The following is a 17,249-nucleotide window of genomic DNA, read 5'->3' as shown; positions in this document are numbered from 1 at the left end:
CAGCGGACCAGCCGGACCAGGCAGGCTGGGGGCATGCGGGAACCATGGGTGGTCGGGGTCTCCGGTGCCTCCGGTACGCCGTACGCGGCGGCCGTCATCGGCGGACTGCTCGACGCGGGCGAACCGGTGGACCTGATCGTGTCCCGGGCGGCACGACTCACAGTGCTCGACGAGACCGGCCGACCCTTCCGGGACGGGCACTGGGCCGAGGACCTCGCCGCCTGGCTCGACCGGGATCTGACCACTGCGGATGTGCGGCACTGGCCGGCCGGCGACCTGGCCGCCGGGCCGAGCAGCGGCTCCTACCGGGTACGCGGAATGGCTGTGGTCCCGGCCAGCACGGCAGCCTGCGCGGGCATCGCGATCGGGCTCTCCAAGGACCTGTTGCAGCGCGCCGCAGAAGTCAACCTCAAGGAACGCCGACCCGTGGTGCTGGTCCCCCGGGAGACACCGGTGACCCGCAGCCACCTGGAGCACCTCATCGCCCTGCACGACGCGGGCGCTGTGGTGCTGCCCGCCAGTCCCGGCTTCTATGGCGCCGGGGCGGCGGCCAGCGCGCAGCAGCTTGTCGACTTCGTGGCCGGCAAGGTGCTGGACGCGCTCGGCGTCAGGCACACCCTGTTCCGGCGGTGGTCCGGCCAGCTCGGCGCAGCCCGAAGCTGAGTCGTTCCGCTCGTGCTGAGCCGTCCGCTCGCGCTGGGCATTGTTGTGCTGCTCAGCACGAGCGGTGCTGCCGCCCGGCGGTCGGCCGAAGCGGGACGCGGACCGGACTGGTGTCCGGTCCGCGTGGCGTTGTCCGCACCAGTTCAGTACATGCCGGCGTTGGCCGGACCCGGCCCCGTGGATGCCGCCGGCCCCACATTGCGTGGCTTACCGACCTCATCCACCTCGTCCAGCATGCCCTCCCCCTCAAGCAGGGCTCGCACCTCGGATTCCCGAAACCGGCGATGCCCGCCTGGAGTCCGGATGCTTCCTATCCGGCCGGCCGCCGCCCATCTCGTCACAGTTTTCGGGTCTACCCGAAACAGCGCGGCGACCTCACCCGGTGTCAGCAGGCGATCTCCAGTGTCCACAGCCCCCTCCTCGCGTCGACGAAGCCCCCGGCTGAACACACTGCCCCCGGCTGGTGCGTAGCCCAGAGCCGTCATGAGGGACGTATGGCAATTACAGCACCAGGGACATGGCCTGTCCGCCCAAACGCGAAAAATGCACTGAGTGGGGAGTTAGTAATGTTACTGGTGCTACCTCTGCCCTGACCGGCGGTTTATGAACAGTGACTCACCGCTCAGTCCAACGGGTGCCGAAGGCCGCACGTTACGTGTCAGCGGTTAAGGTCACTCTCTGTGGATGCCATCGACCTGAGCCTCGTCGACCTGCTGCGCGGCAACGCCCGACTCTCGTATGCCGAGTTGGCCCGACAGGTGGGCCTCTCGGCCCCGGCCGTGCACGAGCGGGTCGGAAAGCTGGAGAGCAGCGGCGTGGTCCGGGGCTACCGCGCGGACGTGGCCCCGGAGTCGATCGGGTTGGGTGTCACAGCGTTGATCGGCATCGTCGAGGACTCCGGTGCCGACAGCGACGACATGCTCGAGTCGCTGCGGGTGCTGCCCGAGATCGAGTCCTGCTACTTCATGGCCGGCGTCGAGTCGTTCCTGCTCAAGGCGCGGGTCGGCACTATCGCCGAGCTGGAGCAGTTGATCGTGCGGTTGAACCGGACGCCGGGGGTGGCTTCCACCCGTACCGCCATCGCGCTCTCCACGAAGTGGGAGAACCGCCCCCAGCCGGTCGGCCCGCCCGCGGCCTGACCGCCGCGTACCCCTGGTGTCGCCCGGGCGGCCGGCGGTAGCGTGCGCCGATGACCCCGCTGGCGCGTCCCGTGGCAGTGGTGACCGGCGCTGCCGGCGGCCTGGGCCGCGCCATCGCCACCGCGCTGCACACCGACGGTTGGTCGGTGCTGCTCACCGACCTCGACCCGGTGGCGGTGCGGAGCGCCGCGGCGCCACTCGGCGGCTGGTCGGCAGCCCTGGACGTCCGCGACGAGGACGCCTGCGCCGCTACTGCCGCGAACGCGGCAGGTCGGGGTGACCTCGCCCTCTGGGTCAACAACGCCGGCATCCTGGTGACCGGGGCATCGTGGGAGCACGACGCCGCGACCCGCCGTCGGCTGCTCGACGTGAACACCCACGGCGCCATGAACGGCACCCTCGCCGCGCTGTCCGTGATGCGTGGGCAGGGCCACGGCCACGTGCTCAACGTCGTCTCGCTGGCCGGGCTGGTCGCCGCGCCCGGCGAGACGGTGTACGCGGCCAGCAAGCACGCCCTGCTGGCGTTCAGCCTCGGCACCCTGTCCGACCTGCGGATGGCCGGGTACCGGCGGGTGCACGTCTCCTGCCTCTGCCCGGACGGCATCTGGACCCCGATGCTGCACGACCGGCTGGACGACCCGGGTGCGGTGGCCTCGTTCACCGGATCGATGCTGACCGCGCAGCAGGTGGCGGCCCGGGCGGTCCGGCTGGCCCGCCGGCCACGTCCGGTGGTCAGCCTGCCCCGGTGGCGGGGAGCGCAGGTGCGCCTGTTGGACGCACTGCCCAGGTTGGCCGTCGCGCTCACCCCGCTGGTCCGGGCCGCCGGCCGCGCCGGTCAGCGCCGCCAACGCCGCAGGTCAACGCCACCGGACCCGCGCTGACCACCGCAGGCCCGCTTGCTAGGTTTCCGAGCGTGACTCATCTCGACCGGTGCGACGAATCCAGCCGAACCTGGGTGACCGAGGCGATCGCCGCCGTCGAGGCAGACGCGAACCGGTCCGCCGACACCCACCTGCTGCCGTTCCCGCTGCCCCGGGAATGGGGGATCGACCTCTACCTCAAGGACGAGTCGTCGCACCCCACCGGCTCGCTGAAGCACAGGCTGGCCCGTTCACTGTTCCTCTACGGGCTCTGCAACGGCTGGATCGGGCCGCGCACCACGATCGTCGAGGCGTCCTCCGGTTCCACGGCGGTCTCCGAGGCGTACTTCGCCCGGATGCTGGGCCTGCCGTTCATCGCGGTGATGCCCGCCTCCACCTCGCCCGAGAAGATCACCCAGATCGAGTTCCAGGGCGGCCGCTGCCACCTGGTGGACGACCCGGCGAGCGTGGTGGTCGAGGCCCGGTGGCTCGCCGAGGACTCCGGCGGGCACTTCATGGACCAGTTCACCTACGCCGAGCGGGCGACCGACTGGCGGGGCAACAACAACATCGCCGAGTCGATCTACGCGCAGTTGGAGCTGGAGCGGCACCCGATCCCCGCCTGGGTCGTGGTGGGCGCCGGCACCGGGGGCACCAGCGCGACCATCGGCCGCTACGCCCGGTACCGCAGGCTCGCCACCAAGCTCTGCGTGGTCGACCCGGAGAACTCGGCGTTCTACCCGGCCTGGCTGGCCGCCGACTGGTCGATACGCACCGGTAAGGGCTCCCGCATCGAGGGTATCGGCCGGCCCACCGTGGAGGCGTCGTTCCTACCCTCGGTGGTGGACCGGATGGTCCAGGTTCCGGACGCCGCGTCCCTGGCCGCCATGCGCGCCGGATCGGCGCTGCTCGGCCGCCGGGTGGGCGGGTCCACAGGCACCAACCTGTGGGGCGCGTTCGGCCTGATCGCCGAGATGCTCGCCGAGCGTCGGACCGGCTCGGTGGTGACACTGATCTGCGACCCGGGCGACCGGTACGCCGACACGTACTACGCCGACGACTGGGTGGCCGCCCAGGGCCTCGACCTGACCCCGCACCTGGCCACCATCGACAGCTTCCTGGCCAGCGGAGCCTGGCCCGCCTGAAGCCGTCAGTGGGGCCTGGCCCGCCTGGACCGGTCAGCAGGGGCCTTGGTCCGCCTAAGGCCGATCGGCCGGGCCTGGCCCGCCGGGCTGCTGATCAGCGTGGGTCGATCCGTTCGGCCAGCCCGGGGTAGCGCACCACGTAGCCGCTGTCGTCCAGATCGATGTCGGCAGTGAAGGTGCCGCTGGCGAAGCGCACCCGACCCGGCCCGAGCCCGGTGTAGATCTGCTCGGCCGGCACCACCTCGAGGCCGGGCAGCAGCACCCAGGCAACGGTGATCCGGTGCGCCACGTCGGCCGGCTCGGCCGCCATCCGGAGCCTGTGGACCGGCAGGGTGTTGAACAGCGGCGAACCGCTCAGGTCGACGTCGAGCGCGTCGGCCAGCCGGTCCGGGTCGTCAGTACCCGGCAGACCGGCCCGGCGGTGACCGGCCGCCACCAGGGCCGCGTCCAGATCGCCCTGCTCGGCGGTGGTCACCCGCCAGCGGCCGGCGGCCCGCTCCAGCTTCACTCGGCGCAGCCAGCCGAGACCCTCGGCCTCCACCTCGACCCGGGTGGTGGCCCAGTCCGGCGTGGTGGTCAGCTGGTAGCGGGCGGTCCATGGGATCGGGTCCACGGCGAGCAGAGTGCCCCGGGCCGCCAACCCGTGGCCGTCGTCGAGCAGGACCTGCTCGCTGCCGGCGGTGTCCGTCCGGGACCAGAAGATTGACTTCGGCATGGTCGGCATGAGCCGGACGTTACGCGACCTGCTCGGTATCGGCAGAGCATGCGCGAACGCCGCCGCGAAGCCTGGGCTTCACGACGGCGTTCGGTGGATCAATCAGTGGGTACGCGCTGCCGGTCGCCCGCCGAAACCGCGCCGATCGTCACGCGGGCGGTCCTCGCGGGGCCGGTCCTCGCGGGGCCGGTCCTCGCGGGGCCGGTCGTCCCGGACCCGGCTCTCCGGGCGGAACCCACCCCGAGCATCCCGGTCGCCGAAGCGCCGCTCACCCTGCGGCCGGTCGCCGAAGCGCCGCTCGCCGGTCGGTCGGTCGCCCCGACCGTCGCGGTCACCGAACTGCGGTCGGTCGCCGAACCGACGCTCGCCCTGCGGACGGTCGCCGTACCCCCGGGTGTCCCGATCGGCGTAACGCCGCTCGCCCTGCGGCCGGTCGCCGTAGCTCCGGTCGCCCTGCGGCCGGTCGCTGTGCTGCCGGTCGCCGAAGCGCCGCTCGCCCTGGGGGCGGTCGCTGTAGGTCCGGTCGCCCTGCGGACGGTCGCCGAAGCGGCGCTCGCTGGTGGGCCGGTCGCCGTAGCGGCGCTCGCCCTGCGGCCGGTCACCGTAGCCCCGGTCACCCTGGGGGCGGTCGCTGTAGGTCCGGTCGCCCTGCGGACGGTCGCCGAAACGGCGCTCGCCGGTGGGCCGGTCGCCGAAGCGTCGATCGCCCTGCGGGCGGTCGCCGTAGCGGCGTTCGCCCTGGGGCCGGTCGCCGAAGCGACGCGGGCCGCCGGAGCGGTCGTCGAACCGGCGCGGCCCACCGGAGCGGTCGCCGTAGCCCCGGGGCTCCGCCTCGACGCGAACCGGGACGCCACTGGGCTCGCGGGCACCGACCAGCTCGGCCAACGCCGCGTCCCCAACCCGGACCCGGGTCTCGGCCGGCGCGACGCCGGCCTTCTCCATCATCGCCAGGGTGGTACGGCGCTGCTTGGGCAGCACCAGCGTGGCGACAGCGCCCGACTCGCCGGCCCGGGCGGTACGCCCCGCGCGGTGCAGGTAGTCCTTGGGGTCCTTGGGCGGGTCGACGTGCAGCACCAGGGTGACCCCGTCGACGTGGATGCCTCGCGCCGCCACGTCCGTGGCGACCAGCACGTTCATCCGGCCCTCACGGAACTCGGCGAGCGTCTTGGTGCGCATCCGCTGGGTCTTGCCGCCGTGTAGCCCACCGGCGCGTACGCCGACGGCCGCGAGCTGCTCGACCAGCCGGTCCACCCCGAGCTGGGTACGGGCGAAGACCATGGTCCGACCGTCCCGGGCGGCGATCGAGGCCGCCACCGGGAACTTCTCGTGCGGCGGGATCAACAGCATGTGGTGGTCCATGGTGGACACCGAGGCGGTGGACGGCGCCGTGGAGTGGGTGACCGGGTCGGTCATGAACCGCCTGACCAACGCGTCGACGTCACCGTCCAGGGTGGCCGAGAAGAGCAGCCGCTGACCGTTCGCTGGCGTCTTCGCCAGCAGATCGGTCACCTCGGGCAGGAAGCCCATGTCGGCCATCTGGTCGGCCTCGTCGAGCACAGTGACCTCGACGTCGTCGAGCTGGCAGATGCCCCGCTCGATGAGGTCGCCGAGCCGGCCCGGGGTGGCCACGATGATCTCCACGCCGCGGCGCAGCGCGTCGATCTGACGGTCGTACGGAACGCCGCCGACGGCGGTCTTGAGGAAGATGCCGACTGACTTGCCCAGCGGCACCAGAGCGTCGTTGACCTGCATGGCCAGCTCGCGGGTGGGCACCAGGACCAGGGCGCGCGGACGCATCGGCCGGGCCCGGTTGCGGGTGGCCAGCCGGGCGATCATCGGCAGACCGAAGGCGAGCGTCTTGCCCGAACCGGTCTGACCGCGGCCCAGCACGTCGCGGCCGGCGAGCGCGTCCGGAACGGTGGCCCGCTGGATCTCGAACGGGCTGGTGATGCCCTGCTGCGCCAGCGCGCGGACCAGCGGCTCGGGCAGGCCGAGAGCGGCGAAGCTCATCGGCTCGGCGGTCTCGGTCGGCTCGGCCTGCGCGGTCGCCACCGGCGGGGTGCCGGCTTCGCTCGGGGCGACGTCGAGCTGTTCCCGGGCGGCGTCGGCCGCCGGGACTGAGTTGAAAACGGACGTAACGGTGCTGGGGTCAGCAGAGGTGGTCAACAAAAACCTTTCGAGCGGGGCGCATCTTCGCGATGGCCTGCCGCGGCTGTACCGCCGGATCGCCCGCAAGATCGCCCAGGGGCGCACACCACGCGCGCCGGGTCAGTGATCTCAGCCAGTGTACGGCGGTCTGGCGAAGCCGCCAGCCGGTTGACCGACCGTAGTGGGCGGACTCACCATCGCTGGCCCTCGCTGGCTCACCCCTTGAGTACGCTGCCCACCAGACCGTCCAGGGCGTCGCCGGCCAGTAGAACGACCATGACACTGATCGCCACCAGCAGCCCCAGAGCGGCGGCCAGGACGATCATCACCCGGGCGTTACTGGACCGCTCGGCCGGCGTGTCGGACCAGCCCTGGGCCAGGATGTGCCCGGTCAGCGAGCCGGAGGTCTCCACCGCGTTGGCGGGTATCGCGACAGTGGTGAAGCCGGCCCCCTCGCCGTTGCCGTAGACGGTGCCGGCCAGGTCGGTGCGGCTGTCGTGCCGCCCACCACGGGTGCCGGCAGCGTCCCGTCCGGCGGAACCAGCCGGTGGGCCACTCGGCGGCGCGGTCACGCGGGAGTTCCCGGGGTTCCCAGTCGACGAAGGGGCCCCGGCGGTGGACGGTGGCCAGCTCGGCAGCGCTGGTGCGGGCACCACCGGCGGCGCGGAGGCAGGTGCACCGGCCCATCCGGCGCCGGACGTCGGCCGGGTCGCCCCACCGGGGGACGACCACCCGGCCAGTGGTGCGGAGACCGAAGCGCTGGCTCGTACGCCGGGCGTGTCGGTCATCGCGGGCGGCGGCGGAAACGGCGGTGCCGGCATCGGGCCGGGCGGGGCCGGTGGTGCCGGCACCGGCGGACCGGGTGGCGGCAGCGGCGGGCTCGGGACGGGCGGGGTCGGCGGGCCGGGCATGGGCGGCATCGGCGAGGGCGGCGGGGTGGGCGGGCCCGGAACGGGCGGAACCGGACCGGGTGGCGGCGTGGGTCGAGGACCCGGCGTCGGCACCGGACCGGGCGGGTACGGACCCGGGGCCGGCGCGGGCTCCGGTTCCGGTGGTGACGGCTGGGTCGGCCCGGGGCCGGGTGGCGTGGGGTCCGGCTCCGGCTCCGGAGTCGACGGCGTCGGAGGTTGGCCCGGCTCGGCGCCCACCGGCGCGGCTCGATAGACGCCGGGCGCGCTGTCGCGACGGTCCGGGGTGCCCAGGGCGCTGGCAGTGCCCCGGCTGCTGCTCGGCACCGTGGCGCTGGCGCTGGCGCGGGCCGGCGCGGAGGAGTCACTGCGCTGGCCCGGCAACGACACGTCGGCCGGGCTGGCCGAGCCTGTCGCACGGTAGGTGGTCGCGGTGACCGGAGCGCTGGCCGGCAGGTCACTGCGGAGAGCACCGGCGGTCACGACGCTGGCACGTGCGCGGACCGGTGCCGCAGTCGGGCTCTGGCGCTCGTCGCCGCCGGCGGATGCGTCGTCATCCGCCTCGGTCGAGGCGGCCGCTGCCGTGCCGCTGCCGACCTGGCCGCCGGCAGCAGGGGCGGCGTCGCTGTCAGCGGGGCCGGCGTCCGCCGAGCTGGTGTCGCTGCCTGTCGAGCTGGTGACAGCCGGGCTGGCATCGCTGGCGGCCACCGGGTCGGCGGTGTCCGGCCCTGGTGGGCCGGCCTGGTCGACCACGGGGTCGACAGTCTCCGCCGGATCTCTCTGCTCGGCCATTTCCGCCCTCCGCGCCATGCTCGCACCCGGACCCGTGACGTCGAGTCGGATGTGCCTGGTTGTCACGGTGCCACAGATCTTCCCGAGCGGACAGCCGGAGCCGATCGTGGCGGATCAGCCAGTGGCGCTGGGGCTGCCCGTCGCGCTGCCACTGCCCGTCGCGCTCGTGCTGGCCTTCGGCGTGGTCGTCGGAGACGCGCTGGTCGGCGCGTTGGTCGGTGCCGAGGGCACTGTCGTCGGAGTGTTGCTCGGGGTGTTCGACGGCTTCGGCGTGGTGCTGAGTGTCGGGGTGGGCGTCGGGGTGGTCGTCAGCGTCGGCGTGGGCGTCGGCTTGGTGGTCTTCGTGGGCGACGGCGTTGGCGTCGGCTTGGTGGTCTTCGTCGGCGACGGGGTGGGCGTCGGCTTCGGGGTCGCGACGGGCGGGGTCGGGTTGGTCACGACCGGTGCCGGCACCGCGCCGATCACCCGGGTGGCGGCGTACAGCCGGGACCAGCGGACGACCGAGATCTTGACGACGTCGCCAGTGGTGGGCGCCTGCACCATCTTGCCGTTGCCGATGTACATGCCGACGTGGTGGATCGTCGTCCAGCTGCTGCCCGAGGCGAAGAAGAGCAGGTCGCCGGGGAGCAGCGCACTCTGCGGGACGGTGCGGCCCCGGGTGGCGGCGTACTGGTCGCGGGAGACCCGGGGCAGGTCGAAGTAGTCGGCGCCGGGGGACCGGTACGCCGCCCACATCAGGCCCGAGCAGTCGAACTGGTTCGGCCCCTCCTCGGACCACTTGTACGGGTCGCCGAGCTGGGCGAGCGCGTACCGGACCGCGGCCAGTGCCCGGGGGTGCGCGGCCATGCCGCTGATGCTCTGGTTGGAGACGTAGCCGGCACCGATCTGTTGCTCGGTGGCTTCCTGCTGACGTTCGATCTCGATCAGCGCGGCGGCGTTGTCCCGGCGAAGCTTGAGCAGGCTCGCCTCGGCGGTGCGGAGCGCCGTCTCACCGGCGGTGAACCCCGCCTCGGCGGCAACGAGCAGATCCTTGGCCTGGCTGTGCATCTGGTACGCGGCCTGCTCGCCGGCGCGGGCCCGGGACAGCTCCCCGGCGACGCCTGTGGTGCCGCCGTCGACCTTCTCGCCACGGGTGATCGCCTGGAGGCGGCTGAGCCCACGGATGTCCTGGGCGAAGTCGCCCGGCGGCAGCGCGGCGGCGGCCTTGACGGCCTCGGCGGCGGCGGTGTCGGCCGTCTGCTGGGCCCGGAGCAGGGCGTCCTGTGCGGTCGCCAGCGCCTTGCCGGCCGCGTCGAGCTGCGCCTGCGCGTCGACGCGTTTCTGCCGCTTCACCAGCAGGTCCTCGCCGAGCGCGCCGACCTGGACCTCACCGGCGGAGATCGCGGTGGCCAACGGACCGTTGCCGATGTTGACCACCGGAGGGGCGGGCACGCCAGCGACCGGCGCGCCGCCGGGCAGCTGAAGCGAGCCGGTGAGCGCCGGGCGCGAACCGGTGTCCGGCACTGTGGTCGGCACGCCGGGCTCCGCGTACGCGGGGGTGGCCAGCACGGCCGCGGCGATCGCGCCGAGCAGGGCGGCCCAGAGCTTCGGACGCAAAACCGGCGAGATCACCGGGCTCCGTCGTCGCTGCCGTCGCCCGCGCCCGCTGTAGACCATGCCGCTCCCCGTCCAACCGCTCGTCGCCGCGCTCGGTGGGCGCGACCGCCGGGACGGTACCAGTGTGTGTGTTCCGCCCCACCTTGTTACTACCGCACCGCGCCACTCATGTCGATGCGTTGTCGGGTTACGGGAGGCTGAGAGTCTGGTGAAGTGGGTCGCTGCCGGCGACCGTGCCGCCGGGCCCGTCGACGCCGCGACGTACGCTCGATCCGGACCGCAGGTGGAAGGGACGTGCCATGGACGCCGGACTCAAGCGTGAGCTCGAAGCGAAGGTGTACGCCGGTGAGCGGCTGACCCGGGAGGACGGGGTCGCCCTCTACGAGAGCGACGACCTGACCTGGCTGGGGCGGCTGGCGCACCACAAGCGCACCGAGCTGAACGGCGAGCGGGTGATGTTCAACGTCAACCGGCACCTCAACCTGACGAACGTCTGTTCGGCGTCCTGTGCGTACTGCTCGTTCCAGCGCAAGCCGGGCGAGAAGGACGCGTACACGATGCGCATCGACGAGGCGGTCCGCAAGGCCAAGGAGATGGAGGACGAGCAGCTCACCGAGTTGCACATCGTCAACGGCCTGCACCCGACGCTGCCCTGGCGTTACTACCCGAAGGTGCTGCGCGAGCTGAAGGCGGCGCTGCCGAACGTCAAGCTCAAGTGCTTCACGGCGACCGAGGTGCAGTGGTTCGAGAAGATCAGCGGCCTGAGCGCCGACGAGATCCTCGACGAGCTGATGGACGCCGGTCTGGAGTCGCTGACCGGTGGTGGCGCGGAGATCTTCGACTGGGAGGTCCGGCAGCACATCGTCGACCACGCCTGCCACTGGGAAGACTGGTCGCGCATTCACGCCCTGGCGCACAGCAAGGGCATGAAGACCCCGGCGACGATGCTGTACGGCCACATCGAGGAGCCCCGGCACCGCGTCGACCACGTGCTGCGGTTGCGCGAGTTGCAGGACGAGACCGGTGGCTTCGCGGTCTTCATCCCGCTGCGCTACCAGCACGACTTCGTCGACTCGGCGGACGGCAAGATCCGTAACCGGATCCAGGCGCGCACCACGATGGCCTCGCCGGCCGAGTCGCTGAAGACGTTCGCCGTCTCCCGGCTGCTCTTCGACAACGTGCCGCACCTGAAGAACTTCTGGGTGATGCACGGGCTGTCGGTGGCTCAGCTCTCGCTGAACTTCGGCGTGGACGACCTGGACGGCTCCGTCGTCGAATACAAGATCACCCACGACGCCGACTCGTACGGCACCCCGAACACGATGCACCGGGACGACCTGCTGCACCTGATCTGGGACGCCGGCTTCCAGCCCGTCGAGCGGGACACCCGCTACAACGTGGTCCGGGAGTACGACAAGGCCCCGTCGCTGGCCGAGCGGCGCGCCGAGCCGCAGCAGGTCTGGGCCTGAGCCACCACGTACCCTCGCAGTCGATGACCGAGCAACGAGGATCCGAGCAGCAGAGCGGCTTTCCCCGCCGGGACGCCGAGGGCCGCATCCGTACCCTGGGCGATCTGCTCGGGGTGTGTCTGGCCGGCCTGGTCATCGGCGTGCTCGCGTTGGTGTTGTTCGACTGGGCGTTCGCCTCGATCGGCGCCGGCGACTTCGGGCACACCAACGGTTGGCTGGCGGTGATCCTGCCGGCCTGGCTGTTCTGGGACGACTTCCGGGCCTGGGAGTTCGGCGCCGCCCGGGTGGTGGCGGCCGTGGTCGCCGCTGCCGTCGGGGTGTTCGCCGGGCTGCTGATCGCCGGTCTGGGCGCGGGGTTGCCGCCGCTGCTCTCCGGCGCGTTGGCGGCGGGGGCGTTCACAGTGGCGTACGCGGCCCTCTGGTTCCCGGGTGTCCGCTGGCTGGCCCGCCGGACCGGCTGACCACGACCGCCCGTCGGGCGGCTCGACCCTTCCGCCGGCAGTGGCGGGCGACGGAGAGAACGGAGTGGTGCAGGTGAGCGCCGCGCTCAAGTACACGCTGGGCCGGATCGGGCTGTTCGTCGCCGTGCTGGCGGGCCTCTGGCTGGTCGACATGAACGTGTTCCTGAAGCTGATGCTGGCGCTGGTGTTCTCCGCCGCGCTCTCCTTCTTCCTGCTGCGCGGTTGGCGCGACGAGATGGCCGGGGAGATCGCCGAAGCGGCCGAGCGCCGCCGCACCGAGAAGGAACGCCTCCGCTCCGCCCTGGCCGGCGAAGACCAAACCCCCACCCCCGACCCCACCGACCCCACCGACCCCCCACGTTGATCAAGAGGTTTGCGTCACCGGAAGCCGTTCTGGTGACGCAAACCTCTTGATCAACACGTGCGGGGGTTGGGCCTACCAGTTGGTGGAGCCGGGGACCTTTGGCCAGGGCTTTGACGTCGGCTTGATCAGGTACGCGACGCCGCCGGAGCCACCGGAGACGCCACCGCTGGCGTTGGTGCGTTTGGTCCGCAGCCAGATCTGCTCGAACTGCGCACGCTTGTAGACGTTGCGCACCACGTCGTTGCTGGACGAGGCCGGGTCGTTGACGATCACGTCACCGTCGGCGGTGAAGCCGACCACCACGAAGAGGTGCCCGGAGGTGCCGTAGTTCGCCCCGTCCAGCTCACTGGCGAGGAAGGACTGGCTGGTCACGACGGGGATGCCGGCGGCGATGAAGCGCTCCAGCTCGTCCAGCGAGTGCAGCCGGGTCACCCGGCCCTCCAACCCGGGGAAGCTGGCCGCGTACGCGGTGTTGAACGGCCAGTTGCCCGCGCCGTCGTACGCGTAGTCGTAGGTCATCCGGGCGGCGTGGTTGACCGTCGGGTCGGGGTAGGTCGGGTCCACCCAGGAGGTGTCGGCCGCCGAGGGCTTACGTCCCCAGTACTCGACCACCATCTCCGTCGAGGTTGGTGAGCACCACGCCTCGCCGCCGCCGTCGTACTCGGGGTAGTGCCCGGAGTGCACGTTCTGCGAGTAGCGCGGCACCGGCAGCTCCCGGCCCCAGGCGATGTGCCCGGCGCTCGGCGGCACTGTGAACCGGTCCGGCACCGTGGAACTCATCGCGCCCAGCATCCGGACCACCGGGGCGGCGCTCTGCCCGGGTGCGCGGTAGAGGGTCAGCTTGAGCTGGTACGACCGCAGCAGCACCCCGGCGGCGGCGTCGTCGATGCTGAAGGTGTCGGTCCAGATCGTCGACCAGGGGTCGCCCTGCCGGTCGACGCTGGTCCGCTTGATGTCGGTGTCGCCGGACGCCCAGCGACCCAGGACGTACCACGGTGTCTGGTCGCCGCTGGTGTAGCTGCCCTGCATCTCCACCTGGATCCAGGTGCCGGCGGGGGTCTCCGCGTTCCAGGAGGCGATCAGCTCGGTGGCGTCGAACCCGACAGGGGTCACCGGCGAGGTCCAGGTGCCGTACTCCCAGGTGCGGGTGGCGCCGGTGTGCGGGTCCGCGTACTCGATGGTGCCGACCGGGCGGGCCAGTGTGACGCCCGCTCGGGCGCCGGGCACGACGCGGGTGCCGGCCCGGCTGCCCCGGTGCCAGTCGGCGGGCCCGGACCAGTCCTGGTAGGTGATCTGCTCGTCGTGGGCGGGTGCGGGCGGGTGGGCCGCCAGCGCCGGCGTGGCGCTGGTGAGCAGGGTGAGCGTGGTGACGCCGGCAAGGGCGGCCGCGCGCAGGCGGGTTCTGGCCATTGGTGCTCCGCGGTGTCGAGGGGGCATCGTCGCTGGTCAGTTTTCCGCTTGGAGGGAAGTTTCGCCAGGTGTTGATAAGTGGAAAATCATTGCCGCCATGATGATCCGCCTGGGATGGCCAACGCAGCGATCGATGTTGATATGACCATGTGACAGGTGGTGAAGTGTCCTTCACCGAGCGGGATCTCCCGCCCATCTAGGAGGTAGTCCATGGCCCTCCGCACGCCCATCCCCCTCCGCCGTGTCCTGGTGCTCGCTGTCGTCACCGGGCTGGGCATCGTCACAGTCGCCGCCGGCCCGGTCGCCGCCCGGCCGGCACCGGACCGCACCGCTGAGCAGGCCGCCGCCGGCTACCGGGTGCTCGGGCCCCGGACCCTCGACGACCGCAACGCGGTGGCCCGCACCGGAGCCGCCATCGACTACTCCGAACACGGCGTGCTGCACATCTCGGCCACCGCGAGCGAGGCCGCCGCGATCGGCAAGCTCGGCTTCCGGCTGGAACCGCTCGCCCCGCCACCCAACGCCGAGCGCGGCGCCGGCGAGTTCGGGGCGCTGGCCTTCCCGCCGGCCGACTCGAACTACCACGACTACGCGGAGCTGACCGCCGTCGTGAACCAGGTCGTCGCCGACCACCCGGCGATCGCCCGCAAGATCAGCATCGGTTCGTCGTACGAGGGCCGCGACCTGATGGCCGTGAAGATCTCCGACAACGTCGGCACCGACGAGAACGAGCCGGAGATCCTGTTCAACTCCCAGCAGCACGCCCGTGAGCACCTGACCGTCGAGATGGCGATCTACCTGCTCAATCTCTTCACCGACGGCTACGGCAGCGACTCCCGGATCACCAACATCGTCAACGGCCGGGAACTCTGGATCGTGCCGACCGTCAACCCGGACGGCAGCGAGTACGACATCGCCACCGGGTCGTACCGGTCCTGGCGCAAGAACCGGCAGCCCAACAGCGGCTCGTCCAACGTCGGCACCGACCTGAACCGCAACTGGTCCTACAACTGGGGATGCTGCGGCGGCTCGTCCGGCAGCACCTCGTCGGAGACCTACCGGGGGCCGTCGGCGTTCTCCGCGCCGGAGACGCAGGCGCTGCGCAACTTCGTCAACGGCCGGGTGGTCGGCGGGGTGCAGCAGATCAAGGCCAACATCGACTTCCACACGTACTCGCAGCTGGTGCTCTGGCCGTACGGCTACACCACAGCGAACACCGCGACCGGGATGAACGCGGACCAGTACAACACCTTCGCCACCATCGGTCAGCAGATGGCGGCCACCAACGGCTACACCCCGGAACAGTCCAGCGACCTCTACATCACCGACGGAGACAGCCTCGACTGGATGTGGGCCACCCACAACATCTGGGCGTACACCTTCGAGATGTACCCGGGCTCGTCCGGTGGCGGCGGCTTCTACCCGCCCGACGAGGTGATCCCGGCGCAGACCTCGCGCAACCGGGAGGCGGTGCTGATCCTCAGCGAGTACGCCGACTGCCCGTACCGGGCCATCGGTAAGCAGTCGCAGTACTGCGGCGGTGGTGGCGGCACCACTGTCTGGTCGGACACCTTCGAGACCGCCACCGGCTGGACCATCAACCCGGCCGGCACCGACACCGCCACAGTCGGCGCGTTCGAGCGGGGCGCCGCCCAGGCGACCACGTCCTCCGGAGCCAAGCAGCTCACCCCGTACGCCGGGTCCAACGACCTGGTCACCGGCCGGCTCGCCGGCTCGGCGGCCGGTGACTACGACGTGGACGGCGGCGTGACCAGCGCCCGGTCACCGGCGGTGACCCTGCCGTCGTCCGGCACGCTTACCCTCTCGCTCGCCTGGTACCTGGCGCACGGCTCGAACGCCTCGTCGGCGGACTACCTGCGGGTGAGCGTGGTGCACAACGGCGGCACCACAGCGCTGCTCACCCAGGCCGGCGCGGCCAGCAACCGTAACGGGAGTTGGGCGCTCGCCAACCTCAACCTCACCCCGTACGCCGGCCAGTCGGTCCGCGTGCTCGTCGAGGCGGCGGACGCGTCCGGAGCCAGCCTGGTGGAGGCGGCTGTGGACAACGTCACCATCACGTCCTCCTGATCGGGTGGGGCCCCGTCCCGCCCCGGCGGGGCCCCACCACCCGCTCCGAAACCCCTGGATCTCGGACATAAGCCTCCCCGGCCCGTGCGGTGCGGGTGTTCGAGGTATCGACGGCTGCCGACCGGCCCTTGATCGATCCGGCACGTCCCGGCGGTGCGCTACCGTCTTAGCGACCAGTCCGCAGCGAAGCCGGTGCTCATCCCGGCGCTGTCCCGCAACTGTGATGCCCCACCGGTAGGTGGGGACGAGCCAGGTCGCCTACGGATCGGTCGCGAAACGCGCTCTCGAGGAAGGGCGCCTCGTGGGCGGGCGTACGAAAGTCCCTGTCGGCGAAGCACCACACTCCTCGACCGACAGGAGGCCCCCATGTTCAGACGTACCCCTCGGCTCTTCGCGGCGACCCTCGCGGTCACCGCGCTCGCCCTCGGCGCCTGCGCCGAGAAGGCCGACGACCAGCCGAGCGCCGGCACCGCTGCCGCCGCCTACCCGGTCACCGTCGGTGCGCTCACCCTCGACAAGCGCCCCGAGAAGATCGTCGTACTGTCGCCCACCGCCACCGAGATGCTCTTCGCGATCGGCGCCGGCCCGCAGGTGACCGCCGTCGACGACCAGTCGAACTACCCGGCCGACGTGCCCAAGACCGACCTTTCCGCCTTCCAGCCGAACGCCGAGGCGATCGCCGGTAAGAACCCCGACCTGGTGGTGCTCTCCGACGACCGCAACAAGATCGTCGAACAGCTCGGCAAGCTGAAGATTCCGGTGTACCAGACTCCGGCGGCGGTCACGCTCGACGACTCGTACCGGCAGATCACCGAGCTGGGCACGCTGACCGGGCACGCCGACCAGGCCACCGACGTCGCCACCCGGATGAAGGACGACATCGCCAAGCTGGTCAAGGACCTGCCGCAGCGCGCCGAGAAGCTCACCTACTTCCACGAGCTGGGCCCGGAGCTCTACAGCGCCACCAGCAAGACCTTCATCGGCTCGCTCTACAGCCAGGCCGGCCTTACCAACATCGCCGACCCGGCCGACGCGGACGGTAAGAACTTCGGCTACCCGCAGCTGTCCCAGGAGTTCATCGTCAAGGCCGACCCGGACTTCGTCTTCCTGGCCGATGCCAAGTGCTGCCAGCAGAGCGCCGACACGGTCAAGGCGCGCAGTGGCTGGGCGGGCCTCACCGCGGTGAAGAACAACCAGGTCGTCGCCCTCGACGATGACATCGCCTCCCGCTGGGGCCCACGGGTCGTGGACCTGCTCCGGGTCATCATCGACGCGGTCGCCAAGGTGCCCGCGTGACCGTCGTCCGTCGGTGACCGGGCCGCGACAGGTGTCCGATCCGGCACCAACCGGTCGGCCGGCCGAGCCGCCGCCGTCGTCCCAGCGGGCCGAGCCACGACGGCGAAGTCCGAGTCGTCCTCCGGTGACAGCTCGTCGTCCTCTTCGGGGTCCTCGTCCTCGTCCGGGTCGTCCTCGTCCGGTTCGTCCTCGGGC

The 17,249-nt window shown here is 71.6% G+C and carries 15 protein-coding genes; 9 read left to right on the top strand and 6 right to left on the bottom strand.

The window, feature by feature from the left end:
- Window positions 1-33: 33 nt before the first annotated feature.
- Entirely contained in the window at window positions 34-663 is a 630-nt protein-coding gene (locus tag AB0C20_RS12225) for a UbiX family flavin prenyltransferase (protein ID WP_357188755.1), read from the top strand.
- A 143-nt stretch (window positions 664-806) separates the two neighbouring features.
- On the opposite strand, the gene AB0C20_RS12220 is transcribed toward AB0C20_RS12225, so the two are convergent.
- Window positions 807-1,073: a BldC family transcriptional regulator gene (locus AB0C20_RS12220; protein WP_007454516.1), complete on the bottom strand. Its 267-nt coding sequence runs from the start codon at window positions 1,071-1,073 to the stop codon at window positions 807-809.
- Between the two features lie 270 nt (window positions 1,074-1,343).
- Between AB0C20_RS12220 and AB0C20_RS12215 the strand changes: the two genes are divergently transcribed.
- The 3 genes from AB0C20_RS12215 to AB0C20_RS12205 are packed head-to-tail and all read left to right on the top strand — an operon-like array spanning window position 1,344 to window position 3,807.
- The gene (locus AB0C20_RS12215) at window positions 1,344-1,802 is read left to right on the top strand and encodes an Lrp/AsnC family transcriptional regulator (protein WP_091395696.1); all 459 of its coding nucleotides are present in this window, start codon (window positions 1,344-1,346) and stop codon (window positions 1,800-1,802) included.
- Window positions 1,803-1,852: 50 nt separating this feature from the next.
- A complete protein-coding gene (locus AB0C20_RS12210; RefSeq protein WP_357188757.1) occupies window positions 1,853-2,683 on the top strand; it encodes an SDR family NAD(P)-dependent oxidoreductase in 831 nt (276 codons plus the stop codon).
- A gap of 32 nt (window positions 2,684-2,715) precedes the next feature.
- A complete protein-coding gene (locus tag AB0C20_RS12205; RefSeq protein WP_357188759.1) occupies window positions 2,716-3,807 on the top strand; it encodes a PLP-dependent cysteine synthase family protein in 1,092 nt (363 codons plus the stop codon).
- 94 nt (window positions 3,808-3,901) lie between these two features.
- Here AB0C20_RS12205 and AB0C20_RS12200 read toward each other — a convergent pair whose 3' ends face one another.
- The 4 genes from AB0C20_RS12200 to AB0C20_RS12185 all read right to left on the bottom strand — a co-directional run bounded on the left by AB0C20_RS12200 (window position 3,902) and on the right by AB0C20_RS12185 (window position 10,026).
- Window positions 3,902-4,531, bottom strand: coding sequence for a putative glycolipid-binding domain-containing protein (locus tag AB0C20_RS12200; RefSeq protein ID WP_238678655.1), 630 nt, complete (start codon window positions 4,529-4,531; stop codon window positions 3,902-3,904).
- Between the two features lie 93 nt (window positions 4,532-4,624).
- Complete coding sequence (locus tag AB0C20_RS12195) at window positions 4,625-6,532, bottom strand: DEAD/DEAH box helicase (RefSeq protein WP_357567962.1); 1,908 nt, start codon at window positions 6,530-6,532, stop codon at window positions 4,625-4,627.
- A 353-nt stretch (window positions 6,533-6,885) separates the two neighbouring features.
- Window positions 6,886-8,370, bottom strand: a complete 1,485-nt coding sequence (locus tag AB0C20_RS12190; protein WP_357567951.1) for a hypothetical protein — start codon at window positions 8,368-8,370, stop codon at window positions 6,886-6,888.
- A 114-nt stretch (window positions 8,371-8,484) separates the two neighbouring features.
- Window positions 8,485-10,026: a C40 family peptidase gene (locus tag AB0C20_RS12185; protein WP_357567950.1), complete on the bottom strand. Its 1,542-nt coding sequence runs from the start codon at window positions 10,024-10,026 to the stop codon at window positions 8,485-8,487.
- A gap of 239 nt (window positions 10,027-10,265) precedes the next feature.
- Between AB0C20_RS12185 and mqnE the strand changes: the two genes are divergently transcribed.
- The 3 genes from mqnE (at window position 10,266) to AB0C20_RS12170 (ending at window position 12,260) form a co-directional block, all read left to right on the top strand.
- Entirely contained in the window at window positions 10,266-11,435 is a 1,170-nt protein-coding gene (mqnE, locus tag AB0C20_RS12180) for an aminofutalosine synthase MqnE (RefSeq protein WP_091395685.1), read from the top strand.
- A 23-nt stretch (window positions 11,436-11,458) separates the two neighbouring features.
- Window positions 11,459-11,896, top strand: a complete 438-nt coding sequence (locus tag AB0C20_RS12175; protein ID WP_357188765.1) for a hypothetical protein — start codon at window positions 11,459-11,461, stop codon at window positions 11,894-11,896.
- Between the two features lie 73 nt (window positions 11,897-11,969).
- Entirely contained in the window at window positions 11,970-12,260 is a 291-nt protein-coding gene (locus AB0C20_RS12170) for a DUF4229 domain-containing protein (RefSeq protein WP_357188767.1), read from the top strand.
- A gap of 72 nt (window positions 12,261-12,332) precedes the next feature.
- Here the strand turns inward: AB0C20_RS12170 and AB0C20_RS12165 are convergent, their stop codons facing one another.
- A complete protein-coding gene (locus AB0C20_RS12165) occupies window positions 12,333-13,670 on the bottom strand; it encodes a C39 family peptidase (RefSeq protein ID WP_357188769.1) in 1,338 nt (445 codons plus the stop codon).
- Between the two features lie 210 nt (window positions 13,671-13,880).
- Here AB0C20_RS12165 and AB0C20_RS12160 point away from each other — a divergent pair, with 210 nt between their 5' ends.
- Together AB0C20_RS12160 and AB0C20_RS12155 are read left to right on the top strand one after the other, a co-directional pair.
- Window positions 13,881-15,758: a M14 family metallopeptidase gene (locus AB0C20_RS12160; protein ID WP_357188771.1), complete on the top strand. Its 1,878-nt coding sequence runs from the start codon at window positions 13,881-13,883 to the stop codon at window positions 15,756-15,758.
- 366 nt (window positions 15,759-16,124) lie between these two features.
- Window positions 16,125-17,054, top strand: a complete 930-nt coding sequence (locus AB0C20_RS12155) for an ABC transporter substrate-binding protein (protein WP_357188773.1) — start codon at window positions 16,125-16,127, stop codon at window positions 17,052-17,054.
- The last annotated feature ends 195 nt before the right edge of the window (window positions 17,055-17,249 follow it).

This window comes from Micromonospora sp. NPDC048843, from assembly GCF_040649965.1.
GTDB lineage: Bacteria > Actinomycetota > Actinomycetes > Mycobacteriales > Micromonosporaceae > Micromonospora > Micromonospora hortensis.
Note: the sequence above shows the minus strand (reverse complement) of the source record. Positions and strands in the feature narration are given on the sequence as shown.

What these genes read in the sequence shown, in the direction of transcription:
- AB0C20_RS12210 (WP_357188757.1), top strand. Translation starts at nt 1,853, where the DNA reads ATGACCCCGCTGGCGCGTCCCGTGGCAGTGGTGACCGGCGCTGCCGGC.
- AB0C20_RS12155 (WP_357188773.1), top strand. Translation starts at nt 16,125, where the DNA reads ATGTTCAGACGTACCCCTCGGCTCTTCGCGGCGACCCTCGCGGTCACC.
- AB0C20_RS12160 (WP_357188771.1), top strand. Translation starts at nt 13,881, where the DNA reads ATGGCCCTCCGCACGCCCATCCCCCTCCGCCGTGTCCTGGTGCTCGCT.
- AB0C20_RS12175 (WP_357188765.1), top strand. Translation starts at nt 11,459, where the DNA reads ATGACCGAGCAACGAGGATCCGAGCAGCAGAGCGGCTTTCCCCGCCGG.
- AB0C20_RS12185 (WP_357567950.1), bottom strand. Translation starts at nt 10,026, where the DNA reads ATGGTCTACAGCGGGCGCGGGCGACGGCAGCGACGACGGAGCCCGGTG.
- AB0C20_RS12165 (WP_357188769.1), bottom strand. Translation starts at nt 13,670, where the DNA reads ATGGCCAGAACCCGCCTGCGCGCGGCCGCCCTTGCCGGCGTCACCACG.
- AB0C20_RS12190 (WP_357567951.1), bottom strand. Translation starts at nt 8,370, where the DNA reads ATGGCCGAGCAGAGAGATCCGGCGGAGACTGTCGACCCCGTGGTCGAC.
- AB0C20_RS12195 (WP_357567962.1), bottom strand. Translation starts at nt 6,532, where the DNA reads ATGAGCTTCGCCGCTCTCGGCCTGCCCGAGCCGCTGGTCCGCGCGCTG.
- AB0C20_RS12200 (WP_238678655.1), bottom strand. Translation starts at nt 4,531, where the DNA reads ATGCCGACCATGCCGAAGTCAATCTTCTGGTCCCGGACGGACACCGCC.
- mqnE (WP_091395685.1), top strand. Translation starts at nt 10,266, where the DNA reads ATGGACGCCGGACTCAAGCGTGAGCTCGAAGCGAAGGTGTACGCCGGT.
- AB0C20_RS12225 (WP_357188755.1), top strand. Translation starts at nt 34, where the DNA reads ATGCGGGAACCATGGGTGGTCGGGGTCTCCGGTGCCTCCGGTACGCCG.